This is a genomic window from Mucilaginibacter gracilis, from assembly GCF_003633615.1.
Lineage (GTDB): Bacteria > Bacteroidota > Bacteroidia > Sphingobacteriales > Sphingobacteriaceae > Mucilaginibacter > Mucilaginibacter gracilis.
The window spans coordinates 2,260,810-2,282,272 of the sequence record NZ_RBKU01000001.1; the positions used below are offsets into that span (position 1 = coordinate 2,260,810).

Annotated in this window: 15 protein-coding genes and 1 tRNA gene; 7 read left to right on the forward strand and 9 right to left on the reverse strand. The window is 43.2% G+C overall.

Annotated features, from left to right (window positions below; translation table 11 throughout):
- The first annotated feature begins 28 nt into the window (after positions 1 to 28).
- Together BDD43_RS09635 and BDD43_RS09640 are read left to right on the forward strand one after the other, a co-directional pair.
- Complete coding sequence (locus tag BDD43_RS09635; protein WP_121197478.1) at positions 29 to 409, forward strand: response regulator; 381 nt, start codon at positions 29 to 31, stop codon at positions 407 to 409.
- A gap of 1 nt (position 410) precedes the next feature.
- Positions 411 to 1,262 (forward strand): N-acetylglucosamine kinase, encoded by an 852-nt coding sequence (locus BDD43_RS09640; protein ID WP_121197479.1) that lies wholly within the window; start codon positions 411 to 413, stop codon positions 1,260 to 1,262.
- 75 nt (positions 1,263 to 1,337) lie between these two features.
- Here the strand turns inward: BDD43_RS09640 and lnt are convergent, their stop codons facing one another.
- The 3 genes from lnt to BDD43_RS09655 all read right to left on the reverse strand — a co-directional run bounded on the left by lnt (position 1,338) and on the right by BDD43_RS09655 (position 4,629).
- A complete protein-coding gene (gene lnt / locus BDD43_RS09645) occupies positions 1,338 to 2,963 on the reverse strand; it encodes an apolipoprotein N-acyltransferase (RefSeq protein WP_121197480.1) in 1,626 nt (541 codons plus the stop codon).
- Between the two features lie 357 nt (positions 2,964 to 3,320).
- Positions 3,321 to 3,728 (reverse strand): DoxX family protein, encoded by a 408-nt coding sequence (locus tag BDD43_RS09650; protein ID WP_121197481.1) that lies wholly within the window; start codon positions 3,726 to 3,728, stop codon positions 3,321 to 3,323.
- Position 3,729: 1 nt separating this feature from the next.
- Positions 3,730 to 4,629, reverse strand: a complete 900-nt coding sequence (locus BDD43_RS09655; RefSeq protein WP_121197482.1) for a S66 peptidase family protein — start codon at positions 4,627 to 4,629, stop codon at positions 3,730 to 3,732.
- A gap of 154 nt (positions 4,630 to 4,783) precedes the next feature.
- Between BDD43_RS09655 and metG the strand changes: the two genes are divergently transcribed.
- The 4 genes from metG to BDD43_RS09675 all read left to right on the forward strand — a co-directional run bounded on the left by metG (position 4,784) and on the right by BDD43_RS09675 (position 9,017).
- Positions 4,784 to 6,850 (forward strand): methionine--tRNA ligase, encoded by a 2,067-nt coding sequence (gene metG / locus BDD43_RS09660; RefSeq protein ID WP_121197483.1) that lies wholly within the window; start codon positions 4,784 to 4,786, stop codon positions 6,848 to 6,850.
- Positions 6,851 to 6,943: 93 nt separating this feature from the next.
- Positions 6,944 to 7,015: transfer RNA gene (locus tag BDD43_RS09665), tRNA-Arg, on the forward strand.
- A 252-nt stretch (positions 7,016 to 7,267) separates the two neighbouring features.
- Entirely contained in the window at positions 7,268 to 8,497 is a 1,230-nt protein-coding gene (locus BDD43_RS09670; protein ID WP_121197484.1) for a site-specific integrase, read from the forward strand.
- A complete protein-coding gene (locus tag BDD43_RS09675; protein ID WP_121197485.1) occupies positions 8,475 to 9,017 on the forward strand; it encodes an ORF6N domain-containing protein in 543 nt (180 codons plus the stop codon). Before BDD43_RS09670 ends, BDD43_RS09675 begins: the two co-directional genes overlap by 23 nt.
- Positions 9,018 to 9,216: 199 nt before the next feature.
- Here the strand turns inward: BDD43_RS09675 and BDD43_RS09680 are convergent, their stop codons facing one another.
- Positions 9,217 to 10,689 (reverse strand): HEPN domain-containing protein, encoded by a 1,473-nt coding sequence (locus BDD43_RS09680; protein WP_147425599.1) that lies wholly within the window; start codon positions 10,687 to 10,689, stop codon positions 9,217 to 9,219.
- 98 nt (positions 10,690 to 10,787) lie between these two features.
- Between BDD43_RS09680 and BDD43_RS09685 the strand changes: the two genes are divergently transcribed.
- Positions 10,788 to 11,177 carry a helix-turn-helix domain-containing protein gene (locus BDD43_RS09685; protein WP_121197487.1) on the forward strand — a complete coding sequence of 130 codons (390 nt, stop codon included), beginning with the start codon at positions 10,788 to 10,790 and terminating at the stop codon, positions 11,175 to 11,177.
- 94 nt (positions 11,178 to 11,271) lie between these two features.
- Here BDD43_RS09685 and BDD43_RS09690 read toward each other — a convergent pair whose 3' ends face one another.
- The 5 genes from BDD43_RS09690 to BDD43_RS09715 all read right to left on the reverse strand — a co-directional run bounded on the left by BDD43_RS09690 (position 11,272) and on the right by BDD43_RS09715 (position 21,279).
- A complete protein-coding gene (locus tag BDD43_RS09690) occupies positions 11,272 to 17,460 on the reverse strand; it encodes an alpha-2-macroglobulin family protein (protein ID WP_162847016.1) in 6,189 nt (2,062 codons plus the stop codon).
- Positions 17,461 to 17,624: 164 nt separating this feature from the next.
- The gene (locus tag BDD43_RS09695; RefSeq protein WP_121197489.1) at positions 17,625 to 18,059 is read right to left on the reverse strand and encodes a hypothetical protein; all 435 of its coding nucleotides are present in this window, start codon (positions 18,057 to 18,059) and stop codon (positions 17,625 to 17,627) included.
- Positions 18,056 to 18,883, reverse strand: coding sequence for a relaxase/mobilization nuclease domain-containing protein (locus tag BDD43_RS09700; protein WP_121197490.1), 828 nt, complete (start codon positions 18,881 to 18,883; stop codon positions 18,056 to 18,058). The genes BDD43_RS09695 and BDD43_RS09700 overlap by 4 nt, the downstream gene beginning before the upstream one ends.
- Positions 18,868 to 19,074, reverse strand: coding sequence for a plasmid mobilization relaxosome protein MobC (locus BDD43_RS09705; protein ID WP_121197491.1), 207 nt, complete (start codon positions 19,072 to 19,074; stop codon positions 18,868 to 18,870). Before BDD43_RS09705 ends, BDD43_RS09700 begins: the two co-directional genes overlap by 16 nt.
- A gap of 393 nt (positions 19,075 to 19,467) precedes the next feature.
- On the reverse strand, positions 19,468 to 21,279 hold the full coding sequence (locus BDD43_RS09715; RefSeq protein ID WP_121197492.1) for an AIPR family protein: 1,812 nt from the start codon (positions 21,277 to 21,279) through the stop codon (positions 19,468 to 19,470).
- Between the last annotated feature and the right edge of the window lie 184 nt (positions 21,280 to 21,463).

Below are 21,463 nucleotides of genomic sequence, written 5' to 3' on the forward strand. Positions count from 1 at the left end.
AATATAAAGCAGTATTTTTGAAAGACTAATGGAACCCTACCGCTATAAACTATGCCTTCTTATCGATGATAATTTTATCGATAACTTTGTTACGCGCAAAATTTTAGAAACCAGCTTTTTTGCCGAAACAATTGTGGTTATACAGTCTGCGGTGGAGGCAATTGCCCAGCTACAAGCCAAAGCAATTGAGCCCGATGTGATATTTTTGGATATCCGCATGCCATTAATGGATGGGTTTCAGTTTTTAAAAGAATACGATAGCCTAAACCACGGCGAAGGGAAAAGAGTGAAAATATTTATGCTTTCGTCATCTTTAGACCCTGGCGACTTTCAGCTATCAACTCAAAACAAGCATATTACCCAGTTTATACACAAGCCTATTACAAAAAAAGTACTGGAAGACCTTTAATATGATAATTGTTGCTGATAGTGGTTCTTCAAAAACAGATTGGTTAATTGAGTCGCCCGGGGCCGAACCCGAAGAATATAAAACGGCTGGCCTAAATCCATATTTTTTAAACGAAAAAGAAATCATCAAGGTTATCCAGTCGCAAGCTGGTGCCATTGTAAAAAGGTGGGCCGAGGTAACCGAAATTTATTTTTTTGGTGCAGGTTGCTCCAGTCCGGATAGGCGCGAAATTGTATCCAACGCATTGAGCCATATTTTCCCCAAAGCTTTTGTTAGTGTAGATAGCGATTTGTTAGGCTCGGCCTATGCTACCTGCGGCCACGCCAAAGGCTTTTGTTGTGTACTGGGCACGGGCTCAAACATATCGTTTTTTGATGGCGAAAACATTTACGACGGCAAGCACGGCCTTGGTTATGTTTTAGGCGATGAAGGATCGGGCAATTGGTTTGGCAAGGTACTAATTACCGATTATTTATACGGCAATATGCCTGCCGATATAAGCGACCTGTTTTACAATACTTACAAAATTGATAAAGATGTTGTTATAACTCACGTTTATCAAAAAGCAGCACCTAACTCGTACCTGGCATCTTTTACCAAATTTTTAAGCGAAATAAAATCATCGGCCTATAGCCAGGATGTTATAAAGCGCGGTTTGCTGGAGTTTATTGACCAATGTATTAAAACCTACCCCGACTATAACGATTATAATTGCCACTTTGTGGGCTCTATCGCCTACTATTTCCGCAACGAATTAAAAACCCTTTGCGAAGAAAACGGAGTACATCTAGGCAAAATTATAAAGCGCCCCATAAACGAATTGCTGGCCTTTGTTAAAACACGCGATTTATAGTTCATTGGCCATTGGTTCATTGGTATTGTCCTGAAATAAACAATACTTTTATATACCCTACAAACGCCAGGCAATTCAGTGTACTTTTCTGCGCCAGAAATGTTTAAGCACAATAAACAAAATGCATAGTAAAGCTATAAAACTTGCCGTTACCGGGATATAATCGCCATAGTGAACGTATAAGGTTACGTCCGAATTTAAGTTAATATCTTGCTTAATTGCTGTTTTTACCCACCACCCACTTTGCTTTACAATATCGCCGCGTTGATTAATAAAAGCTGATATACCTGTATTGGCCGAGCGGCAAACCCAGCGCCGGGTTTCAATGGCCCTAAGTTTAGCGTAATCAAGGTGCTGGTCTTTTCCGGATGTGTTTTCCCACCAGCCATCGTTGGTAATAATGGCTATAAATTGCGCACCCTTTTTAACATAATCGGCTACGTAACCTCCCCATATCGATTCGTAGCAAATTACCGGCGCAACGCCAATACCGCTTTGCGAATAAAATACTGTTGGTTCTTTTTGGCTGCCGTAACTGCCTGTTGCACCACCCAAATGTTCAAATACCGGTTTTAAAAATGATAGTGCGTTCCCAAAAGGCAACGATTCGGCCCCCGGTACCAGTTTCGATTTGTGGTAAAACTGTACTTCGGCAGAGTTTTCAATATTTACGGCAGCATTAAAAACATCGTAATACTGGTTGCTGCCAGGTAAGCGGCTTGCCGATGGCGTTAAATCGCTATCGTAAAGTTTGGTGGTTTCCATGCCGGTAAGCACGTTGCCGTTTTTGTACTTGGCTAAAAAGTGCTGAATTTGCAAAAAGTAAATGTTGCGGCGTATCTTATCTTCGTTAACCGCATTATCATCATAAACGGCAGTTTCGGGCCATATAAAAAACTCGGTATTGGGCTGCGCAACTGAATCGGATAAATGGATTAGGCTGTTCACCTGATCCATTGGCGGCACCGACGATATTTTTGCATAGGGATCTACATTGGGTTGCGCCACCACAATATTGGCTGGGTTGGTGTTTTCAACATAAGTATTATACCTATATAGCGAAAAACTTAAAGGCAAAATTATAATTGCTACCCAGATACTAATTTGCTGCAAACGCGCCTTGGCAGGTTGAGCCTCGCGCAAGCCAATGTATACTAAAAAAATAAAAATGTTTGATAGCCAAATCCATAGTGTGCCGCCGTAAACACCCGTGTATTCATACCATTGCACCCATTGGTGGCTCACGGCAAAACCGTTACCCAGCGTCATCCAGGGGAATTTAAGGTCCCAGGTTTGGTGCAAATATTCGTAAGCCATCCACAGGCAAACCAGTAGGGCCAGGCTTAAAGCCCGGTTAACCTGTACTCGCAAGCGGTAGTATAACCAACAGGCTGTAGCCATTAACAAGGGCCCTAACGAAAACGGTATCATTGAGATGGGCACCGCCACAAATTCGCCAACAATTTTAAGCGAATTATAAACCCAGTAAATGCAAAGTGTGTTCCATACAAAAAAGCCTAAAAAAGTAATCCTGAATATGAGAGCCCCCTTACGGGGCGAGTGCGATTTGATGATGCTTTCTATAGCCACCAGCATTGGCACCAGGCCGAAAAACAAAAAAAACGTAGTATAATGCATTGGCGGCCAAGCCAACCAAAGTAACAAACCTGATAAAAGGGCTAACAGTATATTTTTTTTCACTTTATGTTCTATTGTATATTATATCAAAGCGTGTTATAAATTGGCATCAATAAAATAGTGTAAGTTATTATTGTTTTTTATCGATGAGGTTAATGCCGTAAGGTGCATTAGCGTTATTGCCGGGCTTAAAGGCCTATGGCTCCATTAAATCCCTCGCCGCTTGTTTTAAACTGTGGCATCAAATAGAAATTGGAGTTTCGAAGGCTCATGAGTAAGGTATTGATGTGGTTTAAACCGTTAACTGTTTACTAACATAAACAGTGTAAAGATATGGAATTTGAATTTTTCATTGGGGGGATGTGTCAAAAAAAGAACTTTACTTTTAAGCTCAGCAAGGTGAGTGTTTTCTTTTTCAGACTATTTTTTATCCACACTAAACCTGCCGGGGCCAACAAATAGCAGGCCCGCAAATACAACTGCATCTTCAATGGCGTGCGAGGCATCCATTAAACCGCCTCCGGTGCCCAAATGCATTAGTGCAGCTATGGTAAGTTCAATTGCCAATAGCAGGCAAACCGGCCTAAAGGCCAAGCCTATTACCAACAAAAAGCCGCCAAAGGTTTCGGTACAGGCAGCCATAAATCCCCAAAAGGCAGGATAAAAATGAATACCTGCGTATTTTGTTGCCGAACCAATTTTAGACCATTCGTTTGGCCCGCCCAATAACTTGGGGTAGCCATGATAAATAAACATAATGCCCAGGCCAAGCCGCATAATAAGCAAACCGGTACTTTTATAACTCCCTAAATTTGATAACATTGCCATGCTAAATGTATTTGATGTGTGCGTGATTTTGGTTTACCAACAAATTAACTGTTTTACCTAATATTAAGGCCCGGTTATCGGGCAGGTGCCCTGCCGGGAAATCAAAACACACCGGGTAATTGTATTCACTAACTACAGCCATAATTATTTCGGGCACGGTTTGTCCAAATGGTATGTCGTTATCTTTAATTTCAGTAAAACCGCCTACCACTAAACCGGCCAGGTTTTTTAATCTACCGGCTCGTTTTAAGGTATACATCATCCTGTCAATGGCATATAAGTATTCGCCAACATCTTCAATAAAAAGTATCTTCCCTTGGTAATCAATATCCGATACGGAACCTGATACTGCCGCCAGTAAACTTAAATTACCACCAATAAGCTGTCCGCTGGCTTCGCCGGGGCGGTTAACTGCGTGCGTTTTAAATTCGTAATCACCAGCTTCGCCAAACAGGGCCATCCGTAAAGTTTCTAACGATTTTTCCGACCCATCCTTAACATTAACAGGCATTTGCCCATGAATGGTTTGCACGCCGTAATTTGCCCATATATGCGTGTGCAAAACTGTGATGTCGCTAAAGCCTACCACCCACTTTGGGTTTTGTGCAAATTTGGTAAAGTCAAGCTTGTCTATCATCCTAACGGTACCGTAGCCGCCGCGCGCGGCAATAATAGCTTTAATATCTTCGTCATCTAAAAAGCGCTGCATATCGCGGGCACGCAAATTATCGTCGCCGGCAAATTGGTGGTACGATGCATTTATAGTTTCGCCTAAAACAACTTCAAGGCCCCACAATTCAAGCAGGGCAATGGCATCCGTCATGGGTGCCGGGAGTTTTTTTGCCGGGCAGGTAATGGCAACTTTATCGCCTTTTTTTAAATAGGGTGGGCTTATACTCATTATTATTTAGTGGTACCGTGGGGGAAAAATATTCACCCCGTGCGATGATTTATTTAATATACAGTGTTTTTTCTTTCGGTGTTCATTGTTTTCGGACTTCCCGACTACTCAAAATAATTATCTTTGCCAAATTATAAAATTACTGTTAAAATAATTGGAAGCGAAAACTTATAAAAGATATACTGTTACTGCAGCATTGCCCTACGCTAACGGCCCCAAACACCTTGGCCATTTAGCTGGTGCCTACATACCTGCGGATTTATATGTGCGTTACCTGCGCCTGCAAAAACGCGATGTTGTTTTTGTTTGCGGTAGCGACGAGCATGGCACCGCCATAGCCAACCAGGCTATGAAAGAGCATACCACTCCGCGCCAAATTGTTGATAAATACCATGCGCTAATCAAAACTTCGTTTGAGCAAATTGGAATGTCGTTTGATATTTATCACAGAACGAGCGACCCGCTACACCACCAAACCGCACAAGACTTTTTTACCAACCTGAATGATAAGGGTATTTTTGTTGAAAAGGAAGAAGATCAATATTACGATGAACAGGCCGGTGCCTTTTTGGCCGACCGCTATATTATTGGAACCTGCCCCAATTGCGGTAACGAAAATGCCTACGGCGACCAATGCGAAAAATGCGGCACATCGCTTAGTCCGGAAGAGTTGATTAACCCACGTTCAACCTTGAGCGGTAACAAACCTGTTTTAAAGCCAACCAAACATTGGTATTTGCCATTGGATAAATACGAAGACTGGCTGAAGGAATGGATATTGAAAGGCCACGCTAAAGACTGGCGCGCTACCGTTTACGGCCAGTGCAAAAGCTGGATTGATGGTGGCCTGCACCCACGTGCCGTAACCCGCGATTTGGATTGGGGTATTAAAGTACCCGTACAAGGTGCCGACGGCAAGGTTTTATATGTTTGGTTTGATGCGCCAATAGGCTATATATCGGCAACCAAACAATGGGCCATTGATAACGATAAGGATTGGAAACTGTATTGGCAGGATAAGGAAAGCAAACTGGTACATTTTATTGGTAAGGATAATATTGTTTTCCATTGCATTGTGTTCCCGGTAATGCTACAGGCTCACGGCGATTTTGTGCTGCCCGATAATGTACCCGCCAACGAGTTTATGAACCTTGAGGGCGATAAAATGAGTACCAGCCGAGGCTGGAGCGTTGAAATGCACGAGTACCTGGAAGATTTACCCGGCAAGGTTGACGAACTGCGCTATTACCTAACCGCCATTGCCCCCGAAACCAGCGACAGCGAATTTACCTGGAAAGATTACCAGGCACGCGTAAATAACGAGTTGGTAGCCATACTGGGTAACTTTGTAAACCGTGTGATGATACTGATGCACAAATTTTACGATGGCAAGGTTGAAACCGAAACAGCTTCCATAAGCTTTACTGACGAAAACCTAAGCAACGAAATAGGCAAGTTTTATGATGAATTGAAAGCTAATTTTGAAGGCTATAAATTTAGGCAGGCACAGCAAACCATGATGGAAATTGCCCGCCTGGGTAACCGCTACCTTACCGAGAAAGAGCCTTGGAAAAGCATCAAGACCAATCCCGAAGAGGCCAAAGCCGCGTTACATAATTGTTTGATATTGATTGGCCACCTGGCTACCTGCCTGCAACCTTTTTTACCGGGAGCGGCTAAAAAGATATTTTACATGTTGAATATACCTAAAACGGAAGTTGCTTTTGATGAGGAAATTGTTTTTGCTAATGGGCACCAATTAAACCCGTCATCGCTTTTATTTGAAAAAATAGAGGACGATTTAATAGCCCGCCAGATACAAAAACTGGTAGATAAAAAAGCCGCCATTGAAGGGCCGGCTGTTATTGTTGAGCAAGGGGTTATACCGGCAAAGGAAAATATTTCGTTCGACCAGTTTGCCGCTATGGACGTGCGCGTAGGCACCATACTCACAGCCGAAAAAGTTGCCAAAACAAAAAAACTGCTGAAACTAACAATAGATACCGGGATAGACCAACGCACAGTAGTATCGGGCATAGCCGAACATTTTGAACCCGAGGGGATTATTGGCCAGCAGGTAAGCATATTGGTAAACCTGGAACCAAGGGAAATAAAGGGCATTATGTCGCAAGGGATGATACTAATGGCCGAAAATGCCGAAGGCAAGCTCAACTTTATTTCGCCCCTTAACTGGATGCCGAACGGATCGGTAGTGCGATAAATGGGCAGATGAGTAAATGTGCGTATGTGCAAATGAATTTGATTTTAAAATTCACACATTCATCAATAATTCGCACATTTGCAAAACAATAAAGGTCCCGTAGTTCAACGGATAGAATAGGAGTTTCCTAAACTCTAGATATGAGTTCGATTCTCGTCGGGACCACATTTTACAATATCAAAACGAATCAAAACCCTGCAAATCACTGATTTACAGGGTTTTTTATTTTTATGTGATGTCAAAATATTCATTAAAACTCACCATTCTGGTGAGTGATTCGGTGAGTCATTTTGAAAATCAGCGCGACTCACCAAATCGACTTAACTTGTTGATTTGCAAGGTGTTCAATTAGTGAACATCTTGATTTAAAATGGCTGCAAACCGATATTTGTTTAACCATTTAGTGAGTAAAAAATCATGAAAATCAACTTCAATGTGCTTTTCTATTTGAAAAGACCAAAAAATTATCAGTCCGGCGAGGTCCCCATTTATCTTCGGATCACTGTCGAAGGCAAGCGTTCAGAAGTGACCACCGGACGCAGTTGCGAGCCTGAAACGTGGAACGTTTATGCCGGCAGGGTCATGGGGAACAAGGAAGACGCGCGGGTCCTCAACGCTTACCTTGACAGTTTACAGTCCAAGATCAAGGATGCGCATTACCTCCTTTCGGAGACAAATGAACCCATTTGCGCTGAAAGCCTTCGGAATAAATTTTTAGGGAAAGCCGAAAAACCCAAGTTCCTGCTCCACGTGTTTGAGGAGCACAACCGGAAGGTCGAGGCCCTGTTAAATAATGGCTTTGAGTACAGCACCCTAAAAGGTTACAGAAGCTCTTTGAACCATTTGAGGAAGTTCCTCAAACATAAGTTCAACATTAGTGACATTGAATTGAGCCGGGTGGACTACCAGTTCGTGACCGCTTATGAATTTTACCTACGCACCCGTTGTAAGTGCAGCGCGACCACATGTGCCAAGTACCTGAAACACCTGAAAAAGATAACCAATGAATGTCTCGCTTATCGTTGGATAACACATGACCCCTTCGCACACTACCGGTCAAAAGCAAAGCCCACTGAAAAGACTTATCTCAACCAGGATGATCTCGATAAGATGATGAATAAGGATCTGCATTTGGAAAGGCTGGCCCAGGTCAGGGACATTTTCCTGTTTTGCTGCTATACCGGTTTGGCTTATATCGATATCCAAAAGCTTAAAAGATCAGAGATCGTGAGAGGTGTCGATCATGAGCAATGGGTGTTTACCCAGCGGAAAAAGACAGGGACAGCGACCCGCATACCGATGTTACCCCCGGCACTGGCAATTATGGAAAGGTATAAAGATCACCCCATTTGTGAAGATAAAGGCCTGGTATTACCTGTTTGCTCCAATCAAAAGATAAATGCTTATCTGAAAGAGGTAGCAACGATCTGTGGGGTTACCAAACCGGTAACATTTCATACCGCCCGCCACACGTTTGCGACAACGGTTACCTTATCTAATGGCGTACCTATTGAAAGCGTGAGCAAGATGCTGGGTCATACCAATATCAAGACCACGCAGCATTATGCAAAGATCCTGGATCTTAAAGTGAGCGATGACATGGCGCAGTTAAAAAAGAAATATTATGAGAGATCAACTAATGCTTGATAAGATCATCGCTGATAAGATCTATCTGATCAGGGAACAGAAGGTCATGTTGGATCGGGACCTTGCGGAATTGTATGGTGTCGAAACCAAACGTCTGAAAGAACAGGTGAGGAGAAATATCGAACGATTCCCCGAACAATATATGTTCGAAATGAATGATCAGGAGTTTTCAGATTGGAGGTCGCATTTTGCGACCTCCAATGAAGATAAACAAGGCCTTCGTTATGCGCCTTTCTGTTTTACCGAACATGGAATTCTACAACTCTCCAATGTGCTTAAAAGCCCAAAGGCCATCAAAGTGAGCTTCTTGATCATTGATGTATTCGTTAAATTAAGGGATACACTGTCCAATCAAACAGAGCTTTGGCTGCAGATCGAAAAGATAAAAGGCAAGTTAGGGAGCCAGGACAAAAACATTGAACTGATCTTCCAGTACTTAGATGAGTTATCTTCAAAAATAATTGTTTCCAATAAGTCATCTCCAAGAAAAGGAATTGGTTATAAACCCGAGAATTTATAATCGCCCCAATCCTATAACAATATCAAAAATAAAAATTGTTGTTGGGGTGTGGGAATGTGGTAAACTCGATAGAGTTTTCCATATTTCCACACCTTTTTATGCGTGGGGGGAGGCAAACGGCAACGACCAGCCGGAATTGCTGTTTGCGCGGCCAGCGAGGCTGGTGCTGTAAGCATGGAGGCACCTGCCGCAGCGCGGCCTAATTGCCATTTTTCACAAACCCGTCAAAAACAGCCTGCGCTGTATTTAAAAACAGTTCCACTTTAGGCACCAATTGCTTTACATCCTCTTCTTCCACCATGTAAATTGTTCGATAACGTGCTTCGGCATACGCTTCCTGTAAGAGCTTGAACAAGCGTTGACCTTCATCGCTGCCTAATTCAAAAATATCCTGTAGTGCATCGGTAAACAGTAAGGTCGTTCTCAGCATCCTGGACAAATTATGGGCCGATATACGATAACCCATCAATACACGGATCAGTCCGATCAAGGTACTTTCGGCAGCTTGATGCAGTAGGAAGATACCCAAGGTATAATTTTCCTCTTCAATATAACGCTTCGCGCCCTGAAAGAATGCTTTCCCTTGGGTGCCCCATCTTTCCCAGTCCACTTTTGCCCGATTGACAAAAACTTCTTTGGTAACAGGCTGGTATTCCGGAAGTGAAAATTCAGGCGCCCGGTAAACTTCGATACCGCTGCTCATGATATTGTTCCAGAAGCGCCTGCCATTATTTAACCCTTGTCTCGCGACGCTGACCTTATGTACAATGGTGATCAGCGATACCAATTGCCTGCACAGGTCCTCGACCTTATTGGCTGCCACGTGTTCAGCAATGCTATGCTTGTCATCGATCAAGATCAGCAGATAATAGGTAAAAGGCGTAGGGTGTATACCCAATAAGGTGATCGACTTCACTGATGTCATCCGCTCGGTGATCAAAGTGATCACTTCATTCAGTCTCAATTGCTCCGCTGCCGATAACGTGGGAGCTATCGCTTTGATCGTCACTTGGGGAACCTCAGGATTGGCCGCTATTGTTTTAGGAGACTGACGTTTCTTCAATTTTGATCTGATATGAATTAACCAAGCGGCGTCGTACAGTTTCAGCAGTTTCTCATAAACAGGGATAAACTCATGCGCCCTGATCTCTTCTTCATTCGTTTTAATACTTAGCGCGAAGCTTAGCCATTCTCCAAGATGATCCCTGTACGCGGGCAGGCTGTAATGTTTGAATACCTTTTTGATGGCTTTGTAAGGGTTTAATAACTCTTTATGGGAAAGGCTTGCAGGTTGCTCGTCCCAATCCGCTTTTTCTTCCGTTAACGCTTCATCGGTCAACGGCTCCGACCGGGGCCAATGGTGTTCATGGTTCAACAATAACAGATAAGCCGCTTCCAATAGTTTAAGATTGACCTCATGTGTAAACAACAAACTTCCTGGTCCAAAGCGTTTATGTGCATAGTATTTCTCCGAGATCACAAAATCCCGCCATTCTTTCAATAACCGCCGGTGCCCGTCAAGATCGCTCACGCTAAAAAAATCCTCCAAAACATCAATGGGGTGCTGCACTTCATCATAGCGTAGCAGTTTGGGATAATGCTCCCATGGGGTATAAGGTCCGATATACATCATTTTACGATTATCACCGCTCACCATTGACCGGCAACACAAAAGAATAGGCCAAATGTTCCGTACCGAACCACACCGAGGTGTATTTTACAATTCGTCTGTTGTTTCGTACATTTACATTAATCGATTACCTTTGAACTATGGCAGAACCTAAATTACATATCGGAAGAAAGATCAGTCGCATTAGGGAATTGCGAGGCATGAAGCAAGAGGCACTGGCCCAACTTATGGGCGTTAGCCAGCAAGCCATTTCTAAAATTGAGCAAAGCGATGAAGTTGAAGACTTGGCTCTTGAAAAAATCGCGCAAGCTCTCGGTGTAACTGCCGAAGGAATAAAGAATTTCAATGAGGAAGCGGTTTTCAATATTATTGGAAATAACTACCATGATAATTCAAGTTCTGTTCAATACCAATGTACTTTCAATCCAATCGATAAGCTCATAGAGGTTTACGAAGAAAATAAAAAGCTTTATGAGCAACTTCTAAAAAGCGAGCGCGAAAAAGTTGACATTCTTAAGAACTCAAAATAACACGGATAGTCTTTGGCTTCAATTATTAGAAATACAAAATTATAGATTTCTAAGTTTCTATGTTAAATTGAACGCTCCAAAATCAAACCAACGCCTATTTACTATCTGCCCTGATCTTTTCCGTACCACTATACGCGGTAACCGCAGGGCTGTACATACACTGTATTCTTGCCGGTCCGCTCGTGAATTCCCCATCGTGGGCTACAACCATTTCGTAGCTCAGCTCAGTAATTCCTTTAGGCAGGGATTCCGTAAACAGATCTGATCCATAGTCTTTAACTGATTGATAATAGCTAAATCCGTTCCCATATCTATATCCGCTGTTATTTTCTTTTGGCTCAAAGGCGGCTGCCCGTGGATCGCTGATATGAACAAATTTCAACCTTGACGCAGTTTCGATCACCAGTCTCACCTTAACAGCATCGCCGGCTTTTAATGCCGTTCTTGCAGTCAATATTACCCAGCCTTTGTCCTTATCGTAACTGTAAAAAGTTTTACTGATCTTGACGGCCTTGTTCAGCGTATCGAGCCGGTCGGGCGTTGCAAAATAGTACCAGGTCAACGCACCGCCCGCACCTGTCCCCTGCTGCTGTAAGGTAAGCGATGCAGGTTGTTGTTTTATGGCGGTGAAAGAAGCAGGAATGCCGTTGAGTAAGCCATCCGATACCGCTAAGTTCCGTCCCGCTATCGACGCTGAAAAAGCTTTACTTTCCCCGAAAACACTTCCTTTTTCCTGTTGCAGCAGGTCTATCGCCGCTGCCGTTCCTTTTGTGGTTTCCCAATGCTCATCCTGCTTTGTCGTTAAGAACCATTTGACTATTCCCGAGGGTATATTGGCATATTTCCCGCTCAACTTGAAGGCTTCCGATAGGATGGCCACCGTTTCCTCACGCGAACTGCCCATTTCTTCTGCATCTGCGATATCTTTCCACCTGATCCCGTTTACTTCATCATTGATGGCCAACTGGCTGATATTTTCAAGCTGATCAACTGCTTTTTTATACAAAGCGTTTTCCGGTTGCGTAAATCGCAGTGTATTGATAATCAGTAAGGCCTGCTGCTCAATGCTGCGGCTATTCACATTACGCCAACCACTGTCTAATAGCAGGTTGATCTTTTGAACCAGCGGGCCAGGCAGATCATGCCGCTTACGCCAATAAGACAATGCGTACAACTGGAAAAAATCATACGTCCTCATTGATGCTGTCGATAGCGTCGCCTGGTTGTATACACATAACTGGTTTATGAATTCCTGTTGGCGGTTTGCAACCTGCGGGACAGGGCGCCAACCCTGTTGCCATAATTGACCGAAGCCCGCCAAAACATAAGCTGAAATGTAATCGCTGCTTTTTCCGCCATCAAACCAGGCAAGGCCGCCATCGGGCTGCTGTAACTTGAATAAGCGCTCCAGATGCACATTGATATGGCTCTTGGTAACCGAGGTATCCAGCAGGTAGAATAGTTGTTTTTGTTGGAGAGCGGCATGGTTGCCAATGTGAAGCCAGGGCATGGCCTGCTCCGCCAGTTCGTCCGGTAGTTCATCACTTGCGGGTTTTTGCTTTTCGATAAAACCTTTTGCCTTTCTAAACGCCTGCTGCGCATTGGTATCTCTTTGCATCAAGCGCAGCGCCGTTGCATGCGCCCTTAACTTATTAAAGGTTTGTTCCGCGCAGTCGTACGAATAATTGGCCAGCCAGGGCAGCGCATATATCAATGCAGCCTGTGGCTTTTGGTTAATAGATATACCTATGCCATACAGCTCAGCATTAGCCGGCATTTTAACCGGTGCCAGGTTTATGGACGCATTGTTATTAAATTGAACGGATTGGCTTTGCCTGATAAATACCTTTGATGATAATACCGGTAGGATATGCTCTTCGGCATCGGCTGTTTTTTCGCCTGTTGCGGTAATAATGATTTTAAGTGGATTGAGCTGCCCGGCGGGAACTTGCAGAAAAAAAGAAACCGCGCCCGAGCTCTTTTTATCCAGGCTGAATGCCTGAGTACTCGCAGCCGTTAACACGGCCGTCAGGTCCTGCCCGGTGACAGCATCCTCTATTTTACAACTTGCCCTGCCCGTAACGGCCAAGGTATCCAGGTTGCTGATCCGGCTTTGGAGCCGTATTCTATCGCCCTGGTATAACAGGCGTGGCATATTTGGCTGTACCATTAAGTTCAGCTGGGTTTGCAGCGTGCGTTCGAGGTAAGTAAATTGCGCGTCGCGGGTGTGGGCCAGCATCTTCCATTTCCATTCGGTGGCGGTTTCGGGCATGGTAAAACTGAAGGTATAAAAGCCATCGGCACCGGCATGTACCTGAGGAAAGAAGAATGCGGTTTCGTTAAAGTTTTTTCGCACCTTAACGACCGGCTCTTCAGGTTCGGGGAACACGATAGGTCCTTTCGTGCTAATGACGAGCACACCCTGCGCTGCTCTCGATCCATAGATGGCACTTGCATCGGCCCCCTTCAGCACTATAGCCTGCGTAATGGACGTTGCGTTGAATGTTTTCAGATCGCCGGTAAAGATCTGTCCATCGAGTATGATAAGAGGCTGGCTATAATCCTGTAAGCTACTTATTCCGCGCACAGTAACGGAACTAACGCTACCCGTCAGATCCATTCTCCGTTCCGTCCCGTAACCAACAGTGACCACGACTTCATTTAGACCACTGGCGTTGGTAATGCTGACACCTGCTAACCTTCCCTGCAAAGCATACGCTGCTCCGGGAGTTCCTGTATAGCCAAATTGCAACGAGTTTTCGATATCCTGCGGCGCATCTTTAAATTCACCGGCTATACGGGACGCAACCAAAGAATAGTTCCAATCGGTATATAAATTAACCCGCCTTTGTTCGGTATTGGGTAATTCCCAAATCTGCTTTTCCAGTTTATCGAGTGATGCATCGTACAAAGTCGTCATTAGTTCGGCGGCAGTGTTTTCGTTTTTTGTTTTGATCGATAAGCTAAAGGTTTCCTGTGCTCCAGGTGCCATTACCTTACGGTAACGTTCAATAATAATGCCCGGAGGCATCGCTACAGTGGCATATAAGTAAACACGATGTTGAAATTTGCGAACATCGTTATTCCTGACATAGATCCTGTTCAATAATATTTCGCCGATGGCATTAGGCGGAATACGGTAGTGCCAGGTCCTGAGGCCGGACCTTTCAGTGATAGGAGAATAGATATTTTCGACTTTCCTTTTTTTGTTATTTGAGGTGTAAAGCACCTGGTATATGGTATAATTATCATTTTTAGCCGTACTGTACCAGGTTAACAGGTCGCCCGGCTTTGCGCTGTTTACGGGCATATGGTCAATATCGTCTACCGGGCTTTCGCCGGTTTTACTATCAAATACTTTAAAACTGTAGAGCGACTGGCCGATGGTCCTGTCATTTTCTTTGTAGTTGGCGATCATTTGATAAAATCCTGTTGTTAAGCGGTCCTTCGCCAATGTCAGTTTCTCATAGTTTGCCGTATTGATCACAGTATCCAATACCAATACCCGTTGGTCAATGCCGGGCACAGCCGATGCGAGGTCGGGGAACCAGTTGTTCCAATCCTTTTCGGGATAATACCATTGGTCAACAGCGTTATTTTCTGTTTTGGGTTGATCGGGGTTATTTGTTCTGTATAGTTTGATATTTACTTTCCTGCCGATGGTGCCCTCAAAATCGGCCGTCGTACTGATATTCAATATCGGTAAAGCCTGCCTGTCATACGTTTTGGCGACTTGGATATTGATCTTAACAGGACGCGACGAGATATCCACGTTTTCTTTGAGTTCAGTACTTTCACCCGTTGCATCAACTGCTTTTGCATTCATGGTGTAATTATAATTCCAAACGATCGAATCGCTTAACGCGGTCTTTGCGAGCAGCGCATCCTTCACGGGTATAAGTAACTCACCCTTGTCGTCGGTAAAACCGGTTTTATGGATCAGCTCCGTGTTGACATAATTATTGTAAAGATCATTAAGACCGCCCTTTTTTGAAGGCATGCTGCCACTGCGGTCAATGGTATACTCGATCGGGATATGGCCGAGATCGGTGCCGCTGAGCGAACGCAATTTTAGCTTGATGATAAAGGGCGCACCCGGCAACAGCATCTTCTTTTGCTTTTCCATGCTGAGTTCAATAGTGGGCCTTTTATATTCTTCCACCTGAAATTCACCATTGTTGCGGTACTCCGTTTTTGCCTTGCCATCAATGCTCCATGATCCCGTTGCAGCTGTTTTTGGGAGCACGAACGTGCCCGCGAAACTGCCAAAGTCGTTTATCTTCAGCACCGCCGAATCTATTTGTTTATTGAAGGGGTCTTTTAACAAGATCTTGTCATTGGCGTCATTCAGCCATTTTTTCAAGCGCTTTTTGAAAAAGCCATCAACGTTTTTGCTGTTAAACAGGATGGTGCTGCCGTTGTCGGGATCTTTTGTCAGGAAGATAATTTTATAATGGACCGTTTGCCCCGGCCTGTAAATGGCCCTGTCGGTAAAAATGTTCATGCTGACCTTGTCATCAAAAAATTCATCGAGGTCATCATAGCTGTCTTTATCGTAAACATCGTCGCTCACTTCGTTTTCACGTACGGAAAAACTATACCCACTGGTATCTCGTTTATAAATAATATGGATGCTATCTGTAACATCACTACTTATTTTGATACACCCGTTTTGGGGAACAAGGCTGGTCACCAGTCCCTTGTTAGCTTCGATCCCTTTTTTGAAACCTTGTATTTGCGCACCAGCAAGCGGGAATCCGGTTTTCCGGTCGAGGACGAATAGCTGCTCATCTGTGTTGACCGCCGTGATCTTGGTCACCTCAAAACCCATATTATTTAATGTGGCCCCTCCGGTTCTAATCGGTGCATTATTGAACAGCAATCTGTAGTGCCCTAATGGCAAGGCTCCTAACTCGAGGTAAACGGTATGTTTGTTATGATCGGGAGGCAGCGGCAGTTTAAAGCTCCCGGCCTGTTCGGTTTTACGCCCTAATAATTCGTCGGTAGCGATCACTGTCCCTGATCCTGCATGTTCATCTGCTTTGATGCGAATGACACGGTAAAATAAGGTATCTGCGTTTTTGTACATGACTTTTAGTGGTATGGCCTCGTCCGGCAGATAAGGTCCTGTCATTTCAACACGCAGGCCCACTGCCTTGATCTGTTGTGCCATGGTGGCCAAAACCGTATTAAACACTGGGTATTGTTGCATCAGGCTGGCATTTTGTTCATAAAGAGAAAGCGCCATAGCGGGGAAGTTCCGGTACTTGGGATCGAAGGTTGGCCTGGGCTGATAAGCGTAACGATAGCTGTACCTGTCGCTTAAGTTGGAGTACTTATTGCCATCCTCATTCCACATCAGGCAAAGCTGGTAAACCGCATGAGCCTTTGCCGCAGGATAAGGTGTCTTGATAAGGTCCTGCAGGTAATCGATGTAGATTCGGCGGATTAGCGTATCCGACGAAACAGATAAATAAATCGATTTCCGCGCAAGCGACTCAATAAAAGCGGCGGTTTCGGGTTCTGTTTTATGGAACGAAAGCCAACGCTGGTAAGCGGTCAACCGCTCATTCTTATTGCTGCGCCCGGCAGCAAGTGTATCAAGGCTCTTTCTGAAGGCTGGCGAAGGCAAAGACAGCCAATCGCCGAAAGGTGTCCATGGGGTGCCACTGTAATATCCTTTTATAGCCAGCAGATTTATCCGCTCCGAAAAAACGATATCTTCGAATTTGGGATCGAAAAGGAATACATCAGGATTTGAGGATAACCAAAGTAATTGTTTTCCCTTTCCTTTAAAAACATGGTAGCTGAGTGCCGAGTCAAGGTCTTTGGCAACCACACTATCCCTTTGTCTGCGATCGAATGCCGCGTAATCTATTTTTAACGCCTTTGTACGGTACGCTGCATAATTAAAACGGAGAGGCCGGCTATCAAAGCGACTGATCCGCTGCGCCCGCATCAGAAAGAGCAAAGCTCTCAATTCAGACGAAACGGAACCAGCCAATAATGTATCTATAAAAGCGCTGTTGCGAAAATACAAGGTGTCCTCTGTTCGCTGATCACGTACTTGCATGAGGTCAAAAAGACTTCGGGCCAATAATATATTATTATTTGATTTCACAGCCTGCTTCCGGATCAGCTCCAGTTCGCGCTGGGTTTGAACCAACATTGCTTTTTCTAAAATACCGCTCTCCAGCCTTTTTAGGTTAGCCAGGCTGAGAGAATCTGTTTGGGTTTGACAATAACCGGTTTTGAAAAAACATAACAAAAGGGTGATCGCCAAGAATTTTATGACATAACGGGATAGCTGCATATTCCAGGTTTAGTGGTAGAATGCTAATGATACCTGATTTCCATAACCGATGCGGAAATTTATTTCAGGTATCAATTACAGTTTGAATATACAATTATCCTTTTCCTCAGACAATCTGAAAAAAGAATTAAATACTACCTGATCATTTTATTGAGCAGCATGTACCCCAATATTAAGGCCATTATCCCTAGCACCCCAAGGATCAACCTGGTCAACATGATCCCATAATATTCCGCATTCCTGACCTGTTCGGGAAATAGCGTCAACCTGAAAACTCGCTCTACAGGTTTAGGCCCTTTGGCAATCGTCTGATTAATTACTTGTAACCCATTGGTCAACGCCTGATTAACACTACTGATGTCAGGCTTAGGTGCATCCACCTTAATATTACTAAACTTGGTATTAAAGCTTTCGATCAACAATTCCGTTTGTTGCTGGTATGCATTAATGATCTTGTCCTTTTCTTGTTGTTTTTCTATAAACTCCTGCACCTGCTTATTGTGTTCAAATATCTCCTTTAACATCTCTGTTAAAGTGATCTCATCCATTTGCATTTCCTGATTACTCATATTCTTACTCCTTTCGATGGTTTAATTGTTTGTTCTTTTTCCCTCACCGGCTGCGCCTGTTTTTGTTGCTGCTGTTGTTTCAACTTCCTCTCAATATCCAGTAAAGCATAACCAACCTGGCTACCTTTGAACCGTACCTGTTGGACATCAGTAAAAGCGATACCCCGGCCCAATTCAACTTCATAACCTTGCTGTTCCATATATCGCTTGACATCAGTAACAGATCCACATTGCTGGACCGCTTGTGATAAGTGCCGCTTTAATGTTTCCTTCCGTTGATCGACCCGCTGGCTTTGTGCAACCCGTCGTTCCGGTCTTAAAAACTTATTAGGGCTTAACACTTTCGTCAACCCATATTCGAGTTCCATTGCCCGGCAATAGGCAGCTATCCTTTTGTAGCTATTGCTATCGCTGGCGGTCTTGCCATCATAACCGATGCGGTTGGCTACCACATGTAAATGCTCATGGCCGGTGTCACGATGAGCGATCACCACATACTGGTTGTTGTGAAACCCAAAGTCTTTGGCTAATCGTTCTACCATATCAGCTTTATCCTGTGCGTTCAATTTACCGGCATCAGCATGAGCAAAGCTGACCGATATGTGAAATACCGGTTTACTGACTTTAGGATTCAGCTTACTTACTTCGATAAACTCCCTTGTCAATTGCAAACGGTCTCCGAAGCATTGGTTATGAGCAATGACTTCGACCTGCTTTTGCCTGGCAGTTATTTGCTGCTCTTCTTTGGTTCCCTGCAATCGCCCCTGAAACAAATAGTTCAGGCATCCCCGGAAACTCTTACCGGTTCCTATTTTTCCGACCATGATACATACTTTTTGATTTCCTGAACAATTTGTTGCAAGCCTCGAACCTCCTGATTTAATAGGGCTCTTTCTACAGGGTCCAGATCATCACCCCGGTTCCTTTTCTTGGCGATCTGGTTCAAATTCGCAGCGGTATGATTTAGCGTCCCGATCAGTTGTAAAACAGATTTCGGCAGGCTTTTAACTTTCATATTTATCCGACCATTTAAACCCAAGTCGCGCAAAAAAAGCGGATGGTGGGCTTTCTACATCGTTATATGGAGGTTTGTCAACGGCCCTCTATGGCGGCTTATCTACGGCAATTGGAGGGGGGCTATCAACCGCAGTCGGAAATGGCTATAGAAGTAATATTCCGCCTTGGCCTTTTTTTTTAATGGAATTGGATAAAAGGGGCTTTAGAGTTCAGGCAGCTTTACTGAGGAGACACCTTCCGTCCTTTCTTTTCCCAGAAAATTATTTTTAAACAATAATTAAAATGACGATCTATCTAATTAATAAATGGATTTTTTGATGATTGGCCGAAGACAGTCGCTTAAAATAATTTTCGGAGTTACACTCTAATAACAAATTCTTATTAAACTCGATTAGAATAATCCCATCTGACCTCTGTCGTCAATTTCAAGATTGTCTGGATTGGTGATCTCGAATTCTATCATTTTAATTGGTTCTTTGTCAGGGCTTTGTGGCAGTAGTTGGTATAATACAATTTTAATTTGTTCGGTGAATGGCTCAGTTCTAATGGAGTCTCTATCTAAATCTCCATTTGCAACGTGATTAACGATTTTTGCTGCTTCCTGAAAGGTTTGTTTGACTAATGTATCGTCCCAAAGTACTTTCAGCAAATTGTCACAGTATTTAACCATATCTTTTGAGTTTGGCCTTGGTAAAGAACTATAATCGTTTAGCGCCAAACAACGGAATACAAAAAGTAAATGATACCTCGCTGGTTTAAACGTGGGAGGGATTGCTCCAACTCGAAATAAATAATCAAGCTTGTAATATGAATATGCTGAAACATAATACATCTCCAATTTGTGTTCAAGATTAAATATATCGGTGCCTACTGACTTTAAAAGCGCTTTATAGTTCCGTGTTGTTCTGTGAGGAACCTCCAAAAAAACCGAAGCAAATGCGCGAACTAACGTGGTCATATTGATGATTCTAACCTTTTCAACGGTCTCGTCTGAATTATATTGACGTGATCTTCTTTCATAATACAAACGTTTTGATCCCTCATATGTAGGAAAGTACGTTTCGAGTTTTTTAGGAAAGTCGGCTAAAGCAAACAATTGTTCTTGTGTCACTTCAGTCTGACGATTAGTGGCCTTTATAATAGAATTTCGCACCTCAACGTCCTCCGTAGCAACGATTCTAACAGGAACAAGTACATCCGCATTTAGGTACGCGCGTGATTCATACAAAACAAAACTTGTTTGACACCCGTTTACAATTTGATAATCTTCCAAAACGAATTTGTTCCCTGTTGGGGTTATCCGTCGTGCGATAATTGTAACACCATTATTTAAAAGAGGGAAATAAATTTTAGAAATCGGATCTTCGAGAGTTTCTTTAATTTCTTTATTGACAGCATTCCATTCTTGCCAATGTCTAACATTGTCGTAAAACAATGATGTAATAACTTCCTCGTTACTGTTTTGAATCAGTTTCAGATATTCAATAGAACTTAGTAAGCCAATATAAGCCTGTTCAATATTTGGTAATTCAGGTAAAGCAGTTTTCTGAGGGAAATTAATCTCAGTTGATATCGCGTTTTTGGATTCACGAAAAAGTTTTTGGATACGTTCCGCATCTACAAATTCTAATTCAACCCGCCGGAATAAAGTCAATCCCCGCAAGTCATCTAACGCCGCGTTCCTTCTTGCCACTAAATTAGCATCAATAACCCACTTCCCAGTCGTTGAATAATAGAGAAAACATTGAGGATTACCTTTCTTAAATTTGCTGCTTCTGTTAAATATCTCGCTAACTATCTTATATTTTACCTTAAGGTCTTTGTTCTGTGGGAGAGCGGGTTCAGTAGAAAGAAAGTCTAATACTCCAAAACTGAATTGTCCAATTTTTGCAGTTTCAAAGCTACTTGACCTTTCCGCCTGATTAAATATTAAAGTAACATCAAGATATCCATTTGTTTCAGCAAGATCTTCGATTTCAACATAATCAGTCACCAAACAACCGTTGACGATGATTGATATCGTATCAATGCCACCATCTCCGCCAGCGCCTATATGAATATCTTCAGTTGAAAATGTTTCAGTATAATGGTTGGACGTAACCAAATATCCGGTAAAATGTTCAAATGCTGTCTCTTCTGGAAGAGACACAAGATCGTTCTGTTTAACAAACTCTTCAAGCAACGATTTTGTGATCCTGTCCATTGGTTCTATAATTACTTAACTAAGATATTATTTTTTGATGATAGAATACTCTATATCCTAGAATTAATCCCCAAATAACGATAGCACTTTCCATAATAGTAAATCATCCGGCCAGATTATTTTCTCGTTCTCTTAGACTAGGGTAATAATGATCCTTAAATCCAAACTTGGTGATTATTTCCCC

Coding starts and splice junctions, on each gene's coding strand:
- BDD43_RS09635 (WP_121197478.1), top strand. CDS start 29: ATGGAACCCTACCGCTATAAACTATGCCTTCTTATCGATGATAATTTT.
- BDD43_RS09640 (WP_121197479.1), top strand. CDS start 411: ATGATAATTGTTGCTGATAGTGGTTCTTCAAAAACAGATTGGTTAATT.
- BDD43_RS09650 (WP_121197481.1), bottom strand. CDS start 3,728: ATGGCAATGTTATCAAATTTAGGGAGTTATAAAAGTACCGGTTTGCTT.
- BDD43_RS09655 (WP_121197482.1), bottom strand. CDS start 4,629: ATGAGTATAAGCCCACCCTATTTAAAAAAAGGCGATAAAGTTGCCATT.
- BDD43_RS09670 (WP_121197484.1), top strand. CDS start 7,268: ATGAAAATCAACTTCAATGTGCTTTTCTATTTGAAAAGACCAAAAAAT.
- BDD43_RS09675 (WP_121197485.1), top strand. CDS start 8,475: ATGAGAGATCAACTAATGCTTGATAAGATCATCGCTGATAAGATCTAT.
- BDD43_RS09685 (WP_121197487.1), top strand. CDS start 10,788: ATGGCAGAACCTAAATTACATATCGGAAGAAAGATCAGTCGCATTAGG.
- BDD43_RS09695 (WP_121197489.1), bottom strand. CDS start 18,059: ATGAGTAATCAGGAAATGCAAATGGATGAGATCACTTTAACAGAGATG.
- BDD43_RS09700 (WP_121197490.1), bottom strand. CDS start 18,883: ATGGTCGGAAAAATAGGAACCGGTAAGAGTTTCCGGGGATGCCTGAAC.
- BDD43_RS09705 (WP_121197491.1), bottom strand. CDS start 19,074: ATGAAAGTTAAAAGCCTGCCGAAATCTGTTTTACAACTGATCGGGACG.
- BDD43_RS09715 (WP_121197492.1), bottom strand. CDS start 21,279: ATGGACAGGATCACAAAATCGTTGCTTGAAGAGTTTGTTAAACAGAAC.